We start from the raw sequence: 17,567 nt of genomic DNA on the forward strand, positions 1-17,567 counted from the left end.
ATGAACAGAACATGAACAGATTGTTACACCTGCTCAAGCTTGTAGCCCACACCCCGTATTGTTTTGATAGAAAAGTCCTTTTCCGCCTCCGAAAAACGTTCCCGCAGGCGTTTAATATGTACGTCGACCGTCCGATCATTCCCGACGAAGTCATTCCCCCAAACCAATTCAATTAATTGGTCACGGGTGAAAATTTGATTGGGATAATTGGCGAGCTGTGCGAGTAATTCAAATTCCTTTAATGGCAGAATCACCGTTTTGCCACTCACCCGCACTTCATAGCTTTTTCGGTCAATCACGGTTTCACCAAGATAAATAATCTGTTCATTCATCACCTGGAAACGCCTAAGCAACGCTTTGATCCGAAATAAAACCTCTTTCGGTTCAAAAGGCTTCACAATATAATCATCCGTCCCCGCCGTAAACCCCTTTTCTTTATCAATCAGTTCACCCTTGGCTGTTAACATGATAACGGGGATATCATAGTATGAACGTATTTCCTTGCATAACTCGTAGCCATCGACATGCGGCATCATAATATCGACTACAGCAAGATGAATTGTCTGTTCCTCAAGCTGCTGCAATGCTGCTTGTCCATCTTCTGCTTCTAGCGTTCGATAGCCCTCTTTTTGCAAGTAAAAACGGAGTAATTCTCTGATATGTGGATCATCATCAACAAGTAAAATAGATATCATTAGCCTCTCACTCCTATGCATATTCGAATAAATGAATCATATATATTAAAAAACTGCCCTTATACGAAAAGAGCAGTTCTCAAATTTATTTCATGCCTAATAAGTCATCAATTACTGTTACTACGCGGTCTGCATAACGTTCACATTTTTCTTTTGTCGAAGCTTCAACCATCACCCGAACTAGTGGTTCTGTACCTGAAGGGCGGACAAGCACACGTCCCTCGCCAGCCATTTCCGTTTCCACTTCTTCAATAACTTCTGTCACTTTCGGATTCGTTAAAGCATTTTTCTTGTCGGTTACTTTAACATTTTTTAATACCTGCGGGAATACTTCCATTTCCCCAGCAAGCTCAGATAAAGGTTTACCAGTTTCCTTTAATACATTGACAAGCTGAATGGCCGTTAAAAGTCCATCACCAGTTGTAATGTAGTCAAGGAAAATAATATGCCCGGATTGTTCACCACCAAGGTTATATCCGCCCCTACGCATTTCTTCCATCACGTAACGGTCCCCGACAGCAGTTTTATCACTGCGCATGCCGTTTTCTTCCAGTGCCTTATAAAACCCTAAATTACTCATAACTGTTGAAACAACTGTATTGTGATGCAGATAACCTTTCTCATTCATGTATTTAGCACAAATATACATAATCTGATCACCATCTACTATTTGGCCTTTTTCATCGACAGCGATTAATCGATCTCCATCACCATCAAAAGCGAGCCCAACATCGGCACCTTTTTCAGATACGAATGCCTGCAGGGTTTCGGGGTGTGTAGAACCAACGCCATCGTTAATATTCAGACCATCCGGAGAGCTTCCGATTGTGAAAATATCCGCTTCAAGATCGGCAAATAAATGGGATGCCAAACTTGATGTAGACCCGTTAGCACAATCTAAAGCAATCTGCATACCATCAAAATCATTGTCCACTGATTCTTTTAAGAAGGAGATATACTTTTGTCCACCTTCAAAGTAATCATTAACCTGCCCTATATCCTCACCGATTGGACGAGGTAGGTGATCTTCTCCATCCATTAACGTTTCAATTTCTTCTTCCTGTTCATCCGTTAATTTAAAACCATCAGGACCAAAAAACTTAATTCCATTATCTGCTACTGGATTATGCGAAGCGGATATCATAATACCAAGTTCCGCTTTCGTAGCTTTCGTTAAGTACGCAACACCCGGAGTAGAAATAACACCAAGTCGCATCACTTCGGCGCCGATTGATAATAGACCCGCAACTAATGCACCCTCAAACATCGGTCCTGAAATACGTGTATCCCGGCCAATCAATATCTTTGGATTCTTTATTTCTTTTGTTAAAACATATCCGCCAAAACGTCCGAGCTTAAATGCTAATTCCGGTGTTAATTCTTCATTAGCTACCCCCCGGACACCATCTGTTCCAAAATATTTACCCATGCAGTATCTCTCCTTTTGCTCCTGAATATCCCTGTATTCTGCCTTTAATTATTAGTACAACGTATGTTTTTAAATTTAGTCTTGGAACAGATTTACTTAATTTCAATTGTCACCTGTTCCATTTCGGGGGTAATTTTAACATTTTCCGGCCCCACAATGACGATGGGTAATTTATGTTCTCCCTCATCAAGTCCCTCTGCATCTACAGTCAATTTAATTTTTTCTGCATTCAGTTTACTTATATCTTTTTCAGAACCTGCAACATCTACTTTCATCTTAGCATCTTCCGGAGTTAGAAATGATAATTCTTGTCCATCACTAAGATTGTCAACGTCAATTGCAACATCTTCAATTGTTTTAGTTTGCTCCAACTCTATTTCAACCTCAACTGTATCTGTTTCGGGGATGGTAGCCCCATCCGGCGGGGCAAGCTTTGCTTCGATTGTCTGGGACTTTGTAATATCCGATAAGTTAATTTCCTCGGTTTGTACCTTATCAATATCCGCCAAAATCGAATTAGTTGCAAAGACTTCCACCTCATCAAGACCCGCTTTTATTGAAGCCAGCGAGTAATCCTTCGGCAGTTCACCCGTCGTAGGAACCGCTACTGGGACGGTTTTACTTGGGTTCAGCAATTCTGCCGAGACAACGACATTTTGTGGTTTCACGTTTACATTTAATTCATTACCCTGACTATCATATACATTTACAGGGACTTCCCGACTGTCGATTGATTCCTTTAACCCGGCAACATCAACAAATACCTTTACAATACCAATTTGATCAATGATATTTTTAGAACTTGTAATGGTAACTTTTTTCGGTTGTACTTCAGATGATCCAAGTTCAAATCCTTCCGGAAGCTTGTCTGTATTAATAAAATCGACATTAACAGTAAATTCCTCTGATGCACGTTCCTCGATAATCACATTAATTTCTTTCGGTTCAATGTAGACGTCCAGATTATCCGGAACATTGGAATACTTAACTTCAACCGTATGTTTTCCCGGGCCCAGGTCTTCCAGATCTACGTATGCATTAAAGTTTTGTTGCCGTGCGGCTGGAACCAGAACACCCGGACTTCCTTGAAGTTGAACTTTCACATATTCAGGTACACCGCTCACCACGTATTTTTCTGCGTCAATTTTAATATCAAGCGGGAAATTTTCAATTGTTTCTATATCTTCCGAGTCATCCGGTATTCTTGAATCATTTTCTAATTGATTACCATTTACATCAAATGATACAAAGACGTACAGCAGAATCGCAAATGCGAGTGAGATAATTCGTACAAACCATTTACTTTTAAACCAATTATCCATTCTTCTTCCCCTCCATTTCCGTGACTTTGAATCAGGGGTTTTAATCGATAATGATAAATTTTCTTTTAAGAGCTCACGAAGTGTATTCATATCTAAATCTCGGTGCAGCTCACCATTCTTGGTACAGGATACATTTCCAGTTTCCTCTGAAACGACTATAGTAAGTGCATCGGTTACTTCACTTATTCCCATTGCGGCACGATGCCTCGTACCAAGCTCCTTCGAAATAAATGGACTTTCGGATAATGGCAGATAACACGCAGCAGCAACAATCTCCTCGCCACGCATAATAACAGCACCATCATGCAATGGTGTGTTTGGTGTAAAAATATTTGTTAATAGTTGATGTGTCAGTTTACCATTGATTGGGATCCCTGTTTCTGCGTAATCACCGATACCTGTTTCACGTTCTATCGTAATTAGCGCACCAATACGCCGTTTCGCCATGTAGCCACAAGAATGAATAAACGCTTCTATCGTTTGTTCTAAAATTTCTTCTTCAGATTTTGAATTCCTTGAGAATATATTTCCCCTGCCCAGCTGCTCCAACGCACGCCTCAACTCAGGCTGAAACAGAATGATAATGACTACAAATCCCCATCTTATCGCATAATCCGTCAGCCATTGAATAGTTTGTAAATTGAATACAAGGCTGATGATCCATACGATTAATATAACCAATATTCCTTTAAGCAGTTGGATAGCTTTCGTACCACGAATAAGCATGATTAATTTATATAATACATACCAGACGAGAGCTATATCTACGCCGATACGTAAGAGGTCCAGTAATTCAAATCCCCCATCAAGCATGTTTACACTTCCCTCTGTTCATTAGTTACCAGTTTTAACTTATGTAACGGTATTATTATATCATATTCACCCTCTAAACATGCCAGTAAAAAGGATAAAAATTACAGGCACACAAGAAAAGCGGCAGCTTCTAAACGGGCGCTGTAGCTGGACATATGGTTATACATTCTTATCTTCAAATAAAAAAAGGAGCCTCCCGCCAATGCAGAAAAGCCCCTAACTAAGTTATCTAACCCAAATTTGACCCAGTGAAAAGATTCCTTCAAATAATTCCCGTAAGTGATACCACATCCATTCAAACACCTGGTCAACCTGCTTAAATTCACCATTAACTTCCCCAACCGATGCCATCAGCCCTTCGCCATTAATCGAGTCATCGATTAAATTGCCATGAATAAGTGTTACATTTCCATCAACGGTACCTTCAATTTTAAGGTTTCCATTCTTCACCAATAAATCACCAGAAACGGTGACACCAGCTGGTACAATCACTGTATCGCCTTTAATAATCAAATTCTCCTGCTTGGAAACAACTAATTCACTGCCCTGGTCCCATGCAGCGAACACACTGCTGAACATGAAAATGAAAAATATCGCAGCAGCTGTCACAACTGGATGTGCTTTAAACCAGCGTATATAGCTGATTCTTCGTTTTTCCCTTGGTAAATTATCCATAACCTTGCTTGTAAACCCTTCAGGAGCAGAAACCTTTTCAGCACTTTGGACCCAGGTAATAGTCCGTTTCAGTTCATGAAAATGCTTTTGACAGGCTTCGCACCCTTCCAGATGTTCTCTTAAACTTGCTTCCTCTGATTTGGTCAAATCACCATCAAAATATTTATGCATAAGCATGATAGCTTCTTTATCGCAATTCAATTCGTTCACACTCCTTTACACGTGGCGAAGCTTTTTCCGTAAAGCTTCCCTTCCCCGGTGAATCCTTGTTTTTACGGTTCCAAGGGGAATATCTAAGATGTCACTAATCTCTTGTAAGGAAAACTCTTCTAAATATCTCAGTATGATTATCGATCGATATTTTGGTGGGAGTTCAGAAATTTCGTGATGAATATAGCTCTTAAGTTCAAGGTTCTCTACTTCCGCTTCTGGCAAAATAGTATCTGATTCAAGTTGCGAGTACATATTTAATCCATCCGTACCCTTGACCTCTGCATCAAGATAGTAATCCGGTTTTCGTTTTCGTATCCGGTCAATCGTTAGGTTCGTTGCAATACGATACAACCAGGTTGAAAATTTTCGATTTATATCATACGAATCAATATTTGTATATGCCCGAATAAAAGCTTCCTGCGCTATATCCTCCGCCTCGTGCGCATTACCAAGCATTCGGTAACAATGCTGGTAAATTTTATGCTGATAAAAGGTAACCACATCTTCAAATGCAGATTGATCACCTTTTTTAACCTGTTTTATTTTTTCTTTTATCATTAAATCCATAGCAAGTACCTCCGCTAACTGATGCGGTATTTATGTTACGAAATGAAACCAAAAAAGGTTTCATAAATAAAAAAGTTATTTTTAGGTTTAACTTTGTTAATATATGGGTAACTTCTAATTACATTATACTAGATTGGAGGAAGGTTTGGTGGATAATTGTAATTTATTGAAAAAAATTGAACAATGTCGAAATGAAATGATTACATTAAGTTATTCCCACGGCTATACTTCTGAGGCAGTAATTAAATCTAGTAAAAAATTGGACTCACTTCTAAATTCGTATTACAATACTGAAAAAAGTGCTTAAACATAAGAAAATCTGGGCTTGTCGCCAAGAATTAATGGCAAAAGCCTTAGATTTTTTTATACTTTATACCGATAAAGATTTATACTTTCTTAAAGCGTAAATAAAGGAGGCAGCCGATTCTAATTGGCTGCCTCCATTGGTAATTTTATTTTAATGTTTCACCGAATAGCGCGCTTATTAAATTGGCTGCTACAATACCGGTCTTATTCTTGTCATCCAGCAATGGATTTACCTCAACAAATTCCGCTGAAGTAAGTACATCTGCATCATGTAACAATTCCAGTGCATGACGGGTTTCCCGATAAGATGGTCCACCTTCGACTGGCGTTCCAACTCCTGGAGTTTCCATTGGGTCTAAACCGTCAAGGTCTAAGCTCAAGTGAATTCCATCTGTGCGGTCCTTCAAATAAGCAATGGTTTCCTGGATAACCTGTTCCATTCCAAATTCATCAACCTCACGCATGGAGTATACTTTAATGCCGCGTTCCTTAATCAGTTCCTTTTCACCTGGGTCAAGATCACGTGCGCCAATGATTACTAAATTTTCCGGTTTCACCTTTGGTTGCTCACCATGAACATTAGTTAGCTTCTGATGCCCAATACCAAGACTTGCGGCTAATGGCATTCCGTGGATATTTCCGGAGGGCGACGTTGCGCTGTCATTTAAATCCCCATGGGCATCATACCAAATTACACCTAGATTCTCATAATGCTTACTAATTCCAGCAAGACTGCCAATCGCCATACTATGGTCTCCGCCAAATAAAAGCGGGAATCGATCGGCTGCAACAACATCATCTGCTTTTTCAGCAAGAATAGTCGATGCATCAATAATTGATTGCAGGTTTAATAAATTATCCTCGCGCTGTTCCTCGCCTGCCACAGAATCAATTTTTATATTTCCAAGATCCTCCACATCATGTTGTAAACGCTTTAATTTATCAACAACACCAGCATGACGGATTGCGTCCGGTCCAAGATCCGTTCCTGGACGCGGTTGTCCTAAATGCATGGGCACTCCAATAATCGAAATGTTTTTCTTCATAATTGAAACCTCCTCTACCCTATAGTTTAACGAAAAGTCTGGCAATGACTCAACTGGACATAAAAATGAGTAGTTATACCATGGGAACTTTCGTGGTAAAAGGCTTCGCTGAATACTGTTTGTGTATTGTCTTATAGTGTGGGTTAAGCCCTAGTTTCCTTTACCCTTTCCCAGTTCAGGGAGTATTACAAATAAAAAACAGGCATCGTGATAATGCCTGTTTTTTATACGCTTGCACCACACTGGTTCAGACCAAGTGTTAGTGGCTTTATACCAGCCTCTTGCCATTCACGTATGACTGTATCCATTTTTTCTTTACCTGGAAGAAAGGCAACCCCGCAATCGCCGCCACCTGCTCCAGATGGCTTTCCAGCACCGCCATGCTGTTCAGCAATATCAGCTAGCGTTTTTAATAAGGCTGTTTCAACATCTGCATCTGCATGTTTTCCTAACATCGATAATGCTTGTCGATTAGAAAATATACCCTTGAGCAGCATTTCGCTGTTATCTTTTTCAATACCATTAATAATCAAATCAACAGCGTCAGCAGAATGGCTGATAAAATGATTGTATAAATCTGCATGCTGTTGCTTCAGTAATGCAATTTTTTTTAAGTATTGTTTGGTTGATGCCGGGTTCCCCGTCCATCCAATTAGCATATAAATATCCTTTGGTAATGAAATCCGTTTTACTGAGAAATATGGCCAATACTGCCCTGCTAACTTGGTTACTGATGCAGCACTTTCATATGCACGTTTTAACCATTCTGCCTGAAACGATGTATAAACCAGCATTCCACCGAACGATGACGCTGCTACATCAGCACCAGATCCGCTTCCTTGGGTGTTCACGTGTGCAATCGCTGCTAATTTAAAAAGCAGCATCGGTGTGCAGTTTATGGAGTGTTTCTCCAAAACTGCTTTAATTACTGCTGTTACTACGGCTGCACTCGAACCCAGCCCATACTTAATCCCCGATTCATCATCCAATTCGCTGTTAATGGATAAATCGAATTTTGTAAGAGTTTGTCCTTGTTCAATTATATACCGATATGCTATATTCATTGCATTTTCGACAAAGTTTACATTTTTGTCGTTCGTCACGATATGTATTTTTTCATTCTTTATTTCCCAACGTAAATTTTCGAGGTTTAGCTTTGGGAGGGATAAACGTCTTTCGTTACTGGTTGAAATGGTGGCATAAACAAAACGATCAACAGCCATTACTATTGATCGCTTATAGGCTTCTAATATCGCATGTTCTCCCGCAAGCATTAATTTACCTGGTACTTTAATGGTCATTTTTTCGTTTGTCACTGTTTTCATCCCCTATTGATAGGTGACTCCTTGACCTGAACGACTAACAATTACATTCGTAACACCAGGTATTTTGCGGAGCGTTTCTTGAATAACTTCTTCGTTTTCCGGTTGATAAAGTACTTTTACATTTGGTCCGGCATCTATTGTGAAATAGGCAGGAATACCATTTGTACGTAATGCCTGAACAGTTTGCATTACCGTTAACGTTGTATCATGCCAATACGTAAATGGCGGTGTTGCACCCAAGGTAGTCGCATGCATCTTTTGACAATTTGCTTCAGCGATTTCACCCATTCTCTCAAAGTCACGATCTTGTATCGCTGATTTGATGTTCTTTAGATCTGTTGGAATGTTATCCACCCAGCTAGTATAAAATAGCGATGTTTCAACTGTACGTTTCATACCTACACGACTTGAAACTTTTTTCTTGTCAGAAGACAGAACAACTGCTGCAACTCGTACGTCCCAATGCTTCTGTGGTGCTACAGGTACGGCAAAAGAATCTGAACCATCATCCTTTGATCCCTTTTCCCACTCAACAAAACCGCCATAAATTGACCGGCACGCAGATCCTGAGCCCCGTCGTGTTAACCGGGATAATGTGCGATCGTCAATAGATAAATCGAGTGCACGGGTTGCTGCCGCCGCAAGTGCAGCAAAGCCTGATGCAGATGAAGCAAACCCAGCCGCTGTCGGAACCGCATTGATCGAACGCACTTCAGCAAAAAGCCCTGGTCTATTAGCATAGCTGCGAATCAAATCAAGAAATGTCGAAACTTTGGTAAACTGTTCTCCTGAAATTTGTTCATGGTCCAGGTAAAAAATATCTTCAGTCAAATCATGGTTAAATGCAACGGTAGTTTCCGTATAAAAACCATCCAGAGTCAAGGAAAGACTATTGTTCATTGGTAAAATCAACGACTCATCGCGCTTTCCCCAATATTTAATTAAGGCAATGTTGGTATGTGCCTTTGCCGTTGCTTTCATCCATAATCCCCATTTCAAAAGAATTGTTCCTATCTTTGTTTACGCAATACAAATGGCCATACTGCGTGAGCACCAAAACCTTTTAATTTTTCACAAAGATGTCTTGAGTGTGCCTCATTTCGAGCCAGGGCAATTATACATCCGCCGTTGCCGCCGCCTGTTAATTTAGCTCCAAGTGCACCTTCCTGTCTTGCAACATAAATGAGACGGTTTAACCCAGCATCACTTACACCGAGTGCCTCTAATTCTTTTTGAGCCTCATTTAACGTCTTACCCAAAAGCTGCTTACTGGCTTTCTCAAGCGCCCGTCTTGCCTGGTGGGTTATCTCGCCAATCCTGTCAAGACTTGCCTGTATCTTCCTAGGTGCAGATTTAAGTAACCCTGCAACTGATTCAACCGCTAGTCTCGTATCCCCTTTTCTGCCAGAATCAGCCACAATAAAGTGGAAATCGGATTTCGGCTTAATGAAATAAAATGGGAGATCCTTTTCGTACCACACAGGAGACTCCGACGTAATTGTCAGTGTGTCAATCCCACTGGGGGCACCATGCGCATACGTCTCAGAAATGTTCGCCAGCATAAGCAATGTTTCTTCTGAAAGTTCCTCATCAGCGTGATCAAATAAGGACCGAATAACTGCAATCGCAACAGACGCACTTGAACCAAGGCCTTTACCTGGTGGTATCGACGACTTGATTCGAATCAGCAGGTCGCGCTTTGGGATTTCTAAATGATCCAGTGTTGCTTTTATACAGTTTATCAGACCGTCCAGTGCATCTGGAGCCATATTAATTGGCCCATGGAAAAATGTGCTGTCCAGTTTAATTGCGCCTGGAACATTATCTACTAGCGCTTCTATCCCTACCAACGGGAAAGGAATGGCTATCGCTGGTTGTCCGTGTACAACCGCATGTTCCCCAATTAAAATTAATTTACTATGAGCTATGCCTACAGCTGTTTGTTCTGAAGTTGTTGCTTTCTCTACACTCATTTTTTACTCTTTTCCACCAATTCTTTAGCTTTTCCCACACGGATATCTTTTTCACTTATTAGTTGTTCTGCAATGATATCAATCAGCTCTCCTTTAGCCCCTGCTGCCATCGCAACAGAGCGAGAATGTAAAGCCATATGACCCTTTTGGATACCATCCGTTACTAAAGCCTTTAAAGCACCTAGGTTTTGCGCTAGTCCCACTGATACAATAACCTGCGCTAACTCTTGAGCTGACTCAATTCCTAACATCTTATGCGCAATTTGGGAAATCGGGTGCACGCGAATCGAGCCGCCAACCGTTCCAACAGACATCGGTAATTCAAGTTCACCAACTAAATTACCTTTACCATCAACATACCACTCTGTCATCGAACTATACCTTCCAAATCTTGCTGCATAAGCATGTGCCCCAGCTTCAACTGCACGCCAATCGTTTCCAGTTGCAATTACAATTGGGTCAATTCCATTCATTATTCCTTTATTATGTGTCACTGCACGATATGGATCAGATGCCGCGAATTCATATGCATGCACTACACCGTCACGCACCTCTTCACCAGAAAAGCCGTCTGATTCTAATAATTCTGGCGGTATTACACATTTGGCACGCGCCATACATCTGTCTGCCAAGTTAGAAAGAATACGTAAATATACCTTTCCCTTCGTTAAATCCTCCACAACAGGCGCAAGAGCTTCAACCATTGTATTTATAATGTTGGCACCCATTGCATCACATGTATTAATATACAGGTGTAATACAAGCATTTGTCCATACTTTGATCCTGAACTATCATTTAATATGCGTACTTCTAGATCCCGTGCTCCACCGCCTCTGGCAACGATACTCGGATATGCTGCATTTGCTCCTTCTAAAAGCATTTCTTTTTCCTTTAAAATTGCTTCTTTAGCAAATGTAAGGTCCGGTGAACCGACAACCTGAATTTGACCTATCATAACTCTGTCTGTCGCCTCCGTGGTAAATCCACCAGCATTTCGAACAATCTTGGCAATATAACTGGCAGATGCCACAACCGAGGGTTCCTCAATTGCCATCGGTACTTTATATTCTTTCCCGTTTATTAAGAAATTCAACCCTAACCCCAGTGGCAACTGAAAAGTTCCAATTACATTTTCAATCATGTTATCCGCTGTATCAAGAGATAAAGGATTGGCTGATAAAAGATGCTTAGTTTCTTCTTCCGTAAATCCAACTTGTTCAGCGAGTAAATTTCTGCGATCTTCTACAGTCATATTATAAAAGCCAGGAATTCTAGAAGTATTCATACAAAATCATCCTTTTGTGTATCAATATATAATAAATATTACTTGATATATGTTAAGATAATAAATTTACTCTATCTATTATGTAAAAAAATAGCGTAAAATGCAAATAAACAAGGTTGTTTACTTTCATAACGACCTTGTTTATAGTAATTATACTATGTATTATATCTCAATGCTAGAATTCTTTTCAATGAATTGATGAGCCATGAAGGATTCGAACCTTCGACCCTCTGATTAAAAGTCAGATGCTCTACCAACTGAGCTAATGGCTCCTATGAAAACATTTTTTGTTATGATGCAAAGTTTTCCATCCAAGATGCTCGTCGTGTTGCAAGCAATTTCTGAGAAGCTACACTCCTCGCAAGCCTGCACACGGAAGTTATTCAGGTAGTTGCGGCTTGCTCTACCAACTGAGCTAATGGCTCCTTTACATGCAAAAACCACGTTTTTACCGTGGTGAAGTTGATACACAAGGTTATCAATAATATAGATATAATGGCTGGGCTACCAGGATTCGAACCTGGGAATGACAGGATCAAAACCTGCTGCCTTACCGCTTGGCTATAGCCCAATAGTGATGGTGGAGGGGGGCAGATTCGAACTGCCGAACCCTGAGGGAGCGGATTTACAGTCCGCCGCGTTTAGCCACTTCGCTACCCCTCCATATATTTTCCATATTTCCAAATGTTATACATTGGATAAATGAATTTTTTATAAGTGGTGCCGGCCAGAGGACTTGAACCCCCAACCTACTGATTACAAGTCAGTTGCTCTACCAGTTGAGCTAGGCCGGCTAATTATGTGAAAAAATGGTGGAGGATGCAGGGCTCGAACCTGCGACCCCCTGCTTGTAAGGCAGGTGCTCTCCCAGCTGAGCTAATCCTCCAACATTAATGGTGACCCGTACGGGATTCGAACCCGTGTTACCGCCGTGAAAGGGCGGTGTCTTAACCACTTGACCAACGGGCCTAAAGTCGATATCTTACTATATAAAATAAAAAAATTTATGGGTTCCGCCATTGGTTCTTGGCATCAAGATTTTATAATATGTAGTGTCGAAAACCAACGAATTTTATTATATACAGATTCTCGCCATTTGTAAAGGGGAAACTGACTTTTTTATTATTTTTTATTCCATCTATTATTATTGTGCCTTAATCATTCACTTTTACTCCACAATGGGGCAATTATATAAGTGAATAATCCCCTTACAAAAGCATTTCATCATATAAATAACTTTAAGTGTTTCTGCTACTAGGCAATGATCGCAACAAACCAAATAATGACAATAGTTGGAATTGACATATAAAGTGCTCGTGACGGTTTAAAGTTCTGTTTTTTAATTAAATAGAAAGCCAAAAGCGCCTCAAAAACAGTAACGATAATTGCTATGATAACTAACACCGAAATCCCACTCCCCATTTAAAATCCTCCCTATAGAATACTTATTATCCATTAAGTTATATGTTGTTATTATAACTTAATTCACTGGTTAATTGCTATTTTTACGAGGAAATCTTGAACGCCAAAGCGACAACCTATGCCCGTGGTTTAACGTTGCTTACGCTGTGCTGCAATTTTAATCGAACATTCTAATCCAATAGGACTAGATGAACTGAACTTAATGCCAATAATGGCGAAATCTTATCAGGTAAAGTAGTGATTTAGCCGAACTTAGCTAATACCAACACTTTGGACTAAAATCTACCAAGGTCGGGAGAAAACAAGCCGAACGAACTTGGGCAACATCACCTTTCACCCGGGAGAGGTAAGAAAAGCGCAAGCGCCCGTTTAGAAGCGGACGCATAAGCAAGGGGCCGTAGAACGCATGGGTTTAGCGTTCGTAGTGTCCATTGCTTATGACGGCAGCTTCTGGGTGCTGGAGCTAGACATATTTTGGTTTATACTTTCTGATCTATGAACAATAAACTCGGGCGAGAAGTCACTTTCTCCCGACCTGGAGCTGCCCTCGCCCAAGTTCCACCTATGTTGGCCCGAGTTCCGCACTCTTTCGCCCGAGTTCATCTTTGCTCGGGCTTAGTCCGCTCTACCTTTTGCTGCAACCAGTCTGACTTAACGTAACATATGAGGATGACGTTTGGAGGCGCATGCTCGTCTTACCGAGATCTCTGCCAGTTGCTCTAAGTGCTGGAATCGTACATGGCCATTTAAGCTTATTAGGGCCCGAATTTTAAAATTGATAAAAAAGCGTCCGGACTTTGAATAAGACCTAGACGCTTTTCGCTAGAGCTTCCAAGCAGATTCGAACTGCTGACCCCTTCCTTACCATGGAAGTGCTCTACCTGCTGAGCTATGGAAGCATATGTATGGCTCCACAGGTAGGATTCGAACCTACGACCGATCGGTTAACAGCCGATAGCTCTACCACTGAGCTACTGTGGAATGATAAAAAGATATAAAAAAACTGCCTGGCGGCGTCCTACTCTTGCAGGGGCAAAGCCCCAACTACCATCGGCGCTGGAGAGCTTAACTGCTGTGTTCGGCATGGGAACAGGTGTGACTTCTCCGCTATAACTACCAGACAATTCCAATAAGGAAAAGGTATGATTTATACCCTAAAAACTAAATAAGAGCTGAAATAGATGACAATCAATGGTTAGTTAAGTCCTCGATCGATTAGTATTCGTCAGCTCCACGTGTCGCCACGCTTCCACCTCGAACCTATCTACCTCATCGTCTCTGAGGGATCTTACTCACTTAGAGTGATGGGAAGTCTCATCTTGAGGGGGGCTTCATGCTTAGATGCTTTCAGCACTTATCCTTGCCACACGTAGCTACCCAGCTATGCTCCTGGCGGAACAACTGGTACACCAGCGGTGTGTCCATCCCGGTCCTCTCGTACTAAGGACAGCTCCTCTCAAACTTCCAGCGCCCACGACGGATAGGGACCGAACTGTCTCACGACGTTCTGAACCCAGCTCGCGTACCGCTTTAATGGGCGAACAGCCCAACCCTTGGGACCGACTACAGCCCCAGGATGCGATGAGCCGACATCGAGGTGCCAAACCTCCCCGTCGATGTGAACTCTTGGGGGAGATAAGCCTGTTATCCCCGGGGTAGCTTTTATCCGTTGAGCGATGGCCCTTCCATGCGGAACCACCGGATCACTAAGCCCGACTTTCGTCCCTGCTCGACTTGTAGGTCTCGCAGTCAAGCTCCCTTCTGCCTTTACACTCTTCGAATGATTTCCAACCATTCTGAGGGAACCTTTGGGCGCCTCCGTTACTCTTTGGGAGGCGACCGCCCCAGTCAAACTGCCCGCCTGACACTGTCTCCGAACCGGATTACGGTCCTGGGTTAGAATGTCCGTACAGCCAGGGTGGTATCCCACGGATGCCTCCACCGAAGCTAGCGCTCCGGTTTCGATGGCTCCCACCTATCCTGTACAAGCTGTACCAACATTCAATATCAGGCTACAGTAAAGCTCCACGGGGTCTTTCCGTCCTGTCGCGGGTAATGTGCATCTTCACACATAGTATAATTTCACCGGGTCTCTCGTTGAGACAGTGCCCAAGTCGTTGCACCTTTCGTGCGGGTCGGAACTTACCCGACAAGGAATTTCGCTACCTTAGGACCGTTATAGTTACGGCCGCCGTTTACTGGGGCTTCGGTTCTAAGCTTCGCGCCCGAAGGCGCTAACTCTTCCCCTTAACCTTCCAGCACCGGGCAGGTGTCAGCCCCTATACTTCGCCTTTCGGCTTCGCAGAGACCTGTGTTTTTGCTAAACAGTCGCTTGGGCCTATTCACTGCGGCTCCTCCTTAAAGGAGCACCCCTTCTCCCGAGGTTACGGGGTCATTTTGCCGAGTTCCTTAACGAGAGTTCTCCCGATCACCTTAGGATTCTCTCCTCGCCTACCTGTGTCGGTTTGCGGTACGGGCACCTATGAACTCACTAGAGGCTTTTCTTGGCAGTGTGAAATCCAGAACTTCGGTACTATAGTTCCCTCCCCATCACAGCTCAGAATTGTTGGACGGATTTGCCAATCCAACTCCCTTGCTGCTTGGGCGCACATTTCCAGAAGTGCGCATTCCTTATCCTACTGCGTCCCCCCATCGCTCAAACATTCATGAGGTGGTACAGGAATATCTACCTGTTGTCCATCGCCTACGCCTTTCGGCCTCGGCTTAGGTCCCGACTAACCCTGAGCGGACGAGCCTTCCTCAGGAAACCTTAGGCTTTCGGTGAAAGAGATTCTCACTCTTTTTTCGCTACTCATACCGGCATTCTCACTTCCAAGCGCTCCACCAGTCCTCACGGTCTGACTTCACAGCACTTGGAACGCTCTCCTACCATTGTTCCGAAGAACAATCCGCAGCTTCGGTGATACGTTTAGCCCCGGTACATTTTCGGCGCAGAGTCACTCGACCAGTGAGCTATTACGCACTCTTTAAATGATGGCTGCTTCTAAGCCAACATCCTGGTTGTCTGGGCAACTCCACATCCTTTTCCACTTAACGTATACTTTGGGACCTTAGCTGGCGGTCTGGGCTGTTTCCCTTTCGACTATGAACCTTATCACCCATAGTCTGACTCCCAACGTAACGTAGCTGGCATTCGGAGTTTGACTGAATTCGGTAACCCGGTGAGGGCCCCTAGTTCAATCAGTGCTCTACCTCCAGTACGCATCTATTGAGGCTAGCCCTAAAGCTATTTCGGAGAGAACCAGCTATCTCCGTGTTCGATTGGCATTTCACCCCTACCCACACCTCATCCCCGCATTTTTCAACATACGTGGGTTCGGGCCTCCAGTCAGTGTTACCTGACCTTCACCCTGGACATGGGTAGATCACACGGTTTCGGGTCTACGACCGTATACTATTTCGCCCTATTCAGACTCGCTTTCGCTGCGGCTCCGTGTCTTCCACTTAACCTCGCATACGATCGTAACTCGCCGGTCCATTCTACAAAAGGTACGCCGTCACCCATAAACGGGCTTCGACTACTTGTAAGCGCACGGTTTCAGGATCTCTTTCACTCCCCTTCCGGGGTGCTTTTCACCTTTCCCTCACGGTACTGGTTCACTATCGGTCACTAGGTCGTATTTAGCCTTGGGAGATGGTCCTCCCGGATTCCGACGGAATTCCTCGTGTTCCGCCGTACTCAGGATCCACTCCGGAGGAAACGCTTTTTCGATTACAGGGCTCTTACCCGCTTTGGCTGATCGTTCCAGATCGATTCATCTAAAGCATTTCTTTGTAACTCCAATGGAGTGTCCTACAACCCCAGAAAGCAAGCTTTCTGGTTTGGGCTGATTCCGTTTCGCTCGCCGCTACTTGGGAAATCGCATTTGCTTTCTCTTCCTCCGGGTACTAAGATGTTTCAGTTCCCCGGGTCTGCCTCACGCATCCTATGTATTCAGATACGCGTACTGCTCCATTACGAACAGCGGGTTTCCCCATTCGGAAATCCTCGGATCGAAGTCTACTTACGACTCCCCGAGGCATATCGGTGTTAGTCCCGTCCTTCATCGGCTCCTAGTGCCAAGGCATCCACCGTGCGCTCTTCTTCACTTAACTATCTTTATGATTAAGAACTTACGTTTTTGATGTCGTTGTCTATCTTGCTCTTATTTAGTTTTCAAGGTACAAAATGGAGCCTAGCGGGATCGAACCGCTGACCTCCTGCGTGCAAGGCAGGCGCTCTCCCAGCTGAGCTAAGGCCCCATATAAACTATAGATGGTGGGCCTGAGTGGACTCGAACCACCGACCTCACGCTTATCAGGCGTGCGCTCTAACCAGCTGAGCTACAGGCCCATCTATATAATATTCAAGGAAAATTAATCCCTCAAAACTGAACAAACAACCTGATATGTCAAGGCCTACATGATAGTAGGTCTTACGCCCCCGGATAACCAGCAGGTTATCACAGGGATTCCGTTAAACAGGTCAGCTTCC

General features: G+C 43.0%; 12 protein-coding genes, 10 tRNA genes, 2 rRNA genes and 1 pseudogene. 1 reads left to right on the forward strand and 24 read right to left on the reverse strand.

Features of this window, described 5'->3' with window-relative positions:
- Positions 1 to 23 precede the first annotated feature (23 nt).
- The 6 genes and pseudogenes from CFK37_RS04940 to sigW all read right to left on the reverse strand — a co-directional run bounded on the left by CFK37_RS04940 (position 24) and on the right by sigW (position 5,714).
- Positions 24 to 695 carry a response regulator transcription factor gene (locus CFK37_RS04940; RefSeq protein WP_089060843.1) on the reverse strand — a complete coding sequence of 224 codons (672 nt, stop codon included), beginning with the start codon at positions 693 to 695 and terminating at the stop codon, positions 24 to 26.
- Between the two features lie 85 nt (positions 696 to 780).
- Positions 781 to 2,124, reverse strand: a complete 1,344-nt coding sequence (gene glmM / locus CFK37_RS04945; RefSeq protein WP_089060844.1) for a phosphoglucosamine mutase — start codon at positions 2,122 to 2,124, stop codon at positions 781 to 783.
- A 92-nt stretch (positions 2,125 to 2,216) separates the two neighbouring features.
- Entirely contained in the window at positions 2,217 to 3,446 is a 1,230-nt protein-coding gene (locus tag CFK37_RS20145) for a CdaR family protein (protein ID WP_172840550.1), read from the reverse strand.
- Positions 3,447 to 4,259, reverse strand: a pseudogene (gene cdaA, locus CFK37_RS20150) (diadenylate cyclase CdaA); the annotation flags it as partial.
- 225 nt (positions 4,260 to 4,484) lie between these two features.
- A complete protein-coding gene (locus CFK37_RS04955) occupies positions 4,485 to 5,135 on the reverse strand; it encodes a zf-HC2 domain-containing protein (RefSeq protein ID WP_089060846.1) in 651 nt (216 codons plus the stop codon).
- A 15-nt stretch (positions 5,136 to 5,150) separates the two neighbouring features.
- The gene (gene sigW, locus CFK37_RS04960; RefSeq protein WP_089060847.1) at positions 5,151 to 5,714 is read right to left on the reverse strand and encodes an RNA polymerase sigma factor SigW; all 564 of its coding nucleotides are present in this window, start codon (positions 5,712 to 5,714) and stop codon (positions 5,151 to 5,153) included.
- A 148-nt stretch (positions 5,715 to 5,862) separates the two neighbouring features.
- On the opposite strand from sigW, the gene CFK37_RS04965 reads away from it, so the two are divergent.
- Positions 5,863 to 6,021 carry an aspartyl-phosphate phosphatase Spo0E family protein gene (locus tag CFK37_RS04965; protein ID WP_089060848.1) on the forward strand — a complete coding sequence of 53 codons (159 nt, stop codon included), beginning with the start codon at positions 5,863 to 5,865 and terminating at the stop codon, positions 6,019 to 6,021.
- 145 nt (positions 6,022 to 6,166) lie between these two features.
- Here CFK37_RS04965 and rocF read toward each other — a convergent pair whose 3' ends face one another.
- From rocF to CFK37_RS05050, 18 genes are all read right to left on the reverse strand, one after another.
- The gene (rocF, locus tag CFK37_RS04970) at positions 6,167 to 7,066 is read right to left on the reverse strand and encodes an arginase (protein WP_089060849.1); all 900 of its coding nucleotides are present in this window, start codon (positions 7,064 to 7,066) and stop codon (positions 6,167 to 6,169) included.
- Positions 7,067 to 7,290: 224 nt separating this feature from the next.
- Positions 7,291 to 8,382, reverse strand: a complete 1,092-nt coding sequence (locus CFK37_RS04975) for a phosphomevalonate kinase (RefSeq protein WP_089060850.1) — start codon at positions 8,380 to 8,382, stop codon at positions 7,291 to 7,293.
- 12 nt (positions 8,383 to 8,394) lie between these two features.
- Positions 8,395 to 9,372 carry a diphosphomevalonate decarboxylase gene (gene mvaD, locus CFK37_RS04980; protein WP_089060851.1) on the reverse strand — a complete coding sequence of 326 codons (978 nt, stop codon included), beginning with the start codon at positions 9,370 to 9,372 and terminating at the stop codon, positions 8,395 to 8,397.
- Positions 9,373 to 9,401: 29 nt separating this feature from the next.
- Complete coding sequence (gene mvk, locus CFK37_RS04985; RefSeq protein WP_089060852.1) at positions 9,402 to 10,364, reverse strand: mevalonate kinase; 963 nt, start codon at positions 10,362 to 10,364, stop codon at positions 9,402 to 9,404.
- On the reverse strand, positions 10,361 to 11,650 hold the full coding sequence (locus tag CFK37_RS04990) for a hydroxymethylglutaryl-CoA reductase, degradative (RefSeq protein WP_089060853.1): 1,290 nt from the start codon (positions 11,648 to 11,650) through the stop codon (positions 10,361 to 10,363). The genes mvk and CFK37_RS04990 overlap by 4 nt, the downstream gene beginning before the upstream one ends.
- A gap of 199 nt (positions 11,651 to 11,849) precedes the next feature.
- A tRNA-Lys gene (locus CFK37_RS04995) sits at positions 11,850 to 11,922 on the reverse strand.
- A gap of 224 nt (positions 11,923 to 12,146) precedes the next feature.
- Positions 12,147 to 12,221 (reverse strand) — tRNA-Gln (locus tag CFK37_RS05000).
- A 7-nt stretch (positions 12,222 to 12,228) separates the two neighbouring features.
- Positions 12,229 to 12,313, reverse strand: a tRNA-Tyr gene (locus CFK37_RS05005).
- A gap of 55 nt (positions 12,314 to 12,368) precedes the next feature.
- Positions 12,369 to 12,444: transfer RNA gene (locus CFK37_RS05010), tRNA-Thr, on the reverse strand.
- Between the two features lie 16 nt (positions 12,445 to 12,460).
- A tRNA-Val gene (locus CFK37_RS05015) sits at positions 12,461 to 12,536 on the reverse strand.
- 8 nt (positions 12,537 to 12,544) lie between these two features.
- A tRNA-Glu gene (locus CFK37_RS05020) sits at positions 12,545 to 12,619 on the reverse strand.
- 285 nt (positions 12,620 to 12,904) lie between these two features.
- Positions 12,905 to 13,072, reverse strand: a complete 168-nt coding sequence (locus tag CFK37_RS19865; protein ID WP_157724795.1) for a hypothetical protein — start codon at positions 13,070 to 13,072, stop codon at positions 12,905 to 12,907.
- Between the two features lie 826 nt (positions 13,073 to 13,898).
- Positions 13,899 to 13,971 (reverse strand) — tRNA-Thr (locus CFK37_RS05025).
- Between the two features lie 7 nt (positions 13,972 to 13,978).
- Positions 13,979 to 14,053: transfer RNA gene (locus CFK37_RS05030), tRNA-Asn, on the reverse strand.
- 24 nt (positions 14,054 to 14,077) lie between these two features.
- Positions 14,078 to 14,193 (reverse strand): 5S ribosomal RNA (rrf, locus tag CFK37_RS05035).
- 74 nt (positions 14,194 to 14,267) lie between these two features.
- Positions 14,268 to 17,188 (reverse strand): 23S ribosomal RNA (locus CFK37_RS05040).
- 74 nt (positions 17,189 to 17,262) lie between these two features.
- Positions 17,263 to 17,335 (reverse strand) — tRNA-Ala (locus CFK37_RS05045).
- 14 nt (positions 17,336 to 17,349) lie between these two features.
- Positions 17,350 to 17,426: transfer RNA gene (locus CFK37_RS05050), tRNA-Ile, on the reverse strand.
- Positions 17,427 to 17,567 lie beyond the last annotated feature (141 nt).

It is taken from the genome of Virgibacillus phasianinus, from assembly GCF_002216775.1.
In the GTDB taxonomy this organism is placed as follows: Bacteria; Bacillota; Bacilli; order Bacillales; family Amphibacillaceae; genus Virgibacillus_F; species Virgibacillus_F phasianinus.

What these genes read in the sequence shown, in the direction of transcription:
- CFK37_RS20145 (WP_172840550.1), bottom strand. Translation starts at nt 3,446, where the DNA reads ATGGATAATTGGTTTAAAAGTAAATGGTTTGTACGAATTATCTCACTC.
- glmM (WP_089060844.1), bottom strand. Translation starts at nt 2,124, where the DNA reads ATGGGTAAATATTTTGGAACAGATGGTGTCCGGGGGGTAGCTAATGAA.
- rocF (WP_089060849.1), bottom strand. Translation starts at nt 7,066, where the DNA reads ATGAAGAAAAACATTTCGATTATTGGAGTGCCCATGCATTTAGGACAA.
- mvaD (WP_089060851.1), bottom strand. Translation starts at nt 9,372, where the DNA reads ATGAAAGCAACGGCAAAGGCACATACCAACATTGCCTTAATTAAATAT.
- CFK37_RS19865 (WP_157724795.1), bottom strand. Translation starts at nt 13,072, where the DNA reads ATGGGGAGTGGGATTTCGGTGTTAGTTATCATAGCAATTATCGTTACT.
- sigW (WP_089060847.1), bottom strand. Translation starts at nt 5,714, where the DNA reads ATGGATTTAATGATAAAAGAAAAAATAAAACAGGTTAAAAAAGGTGAT.
- CFK37_RS04940 (WP_089060843.1), bottom strand. Translation starts at nt 695, where the DNA reads ATGATATCTATTTTACTTGTTGATGATGATCCACATATCAGAGAATTA.
- CFK37_RS04990 (WP_089060853.1), bottom strand. Translation starts at nt 11,650, where the DNA reads ATGAATACTTCTAGAATTCCTGGCTTTTATAATATGACTGTAGAAGAT.
- mvk (WP_089060852.1), bottom strand. Translation starts at nt 10,364, where the DNA reads ATGAGTGTAGAGAAAGCAACAACTTCAGAACAAACAGCTGTAGGCATA.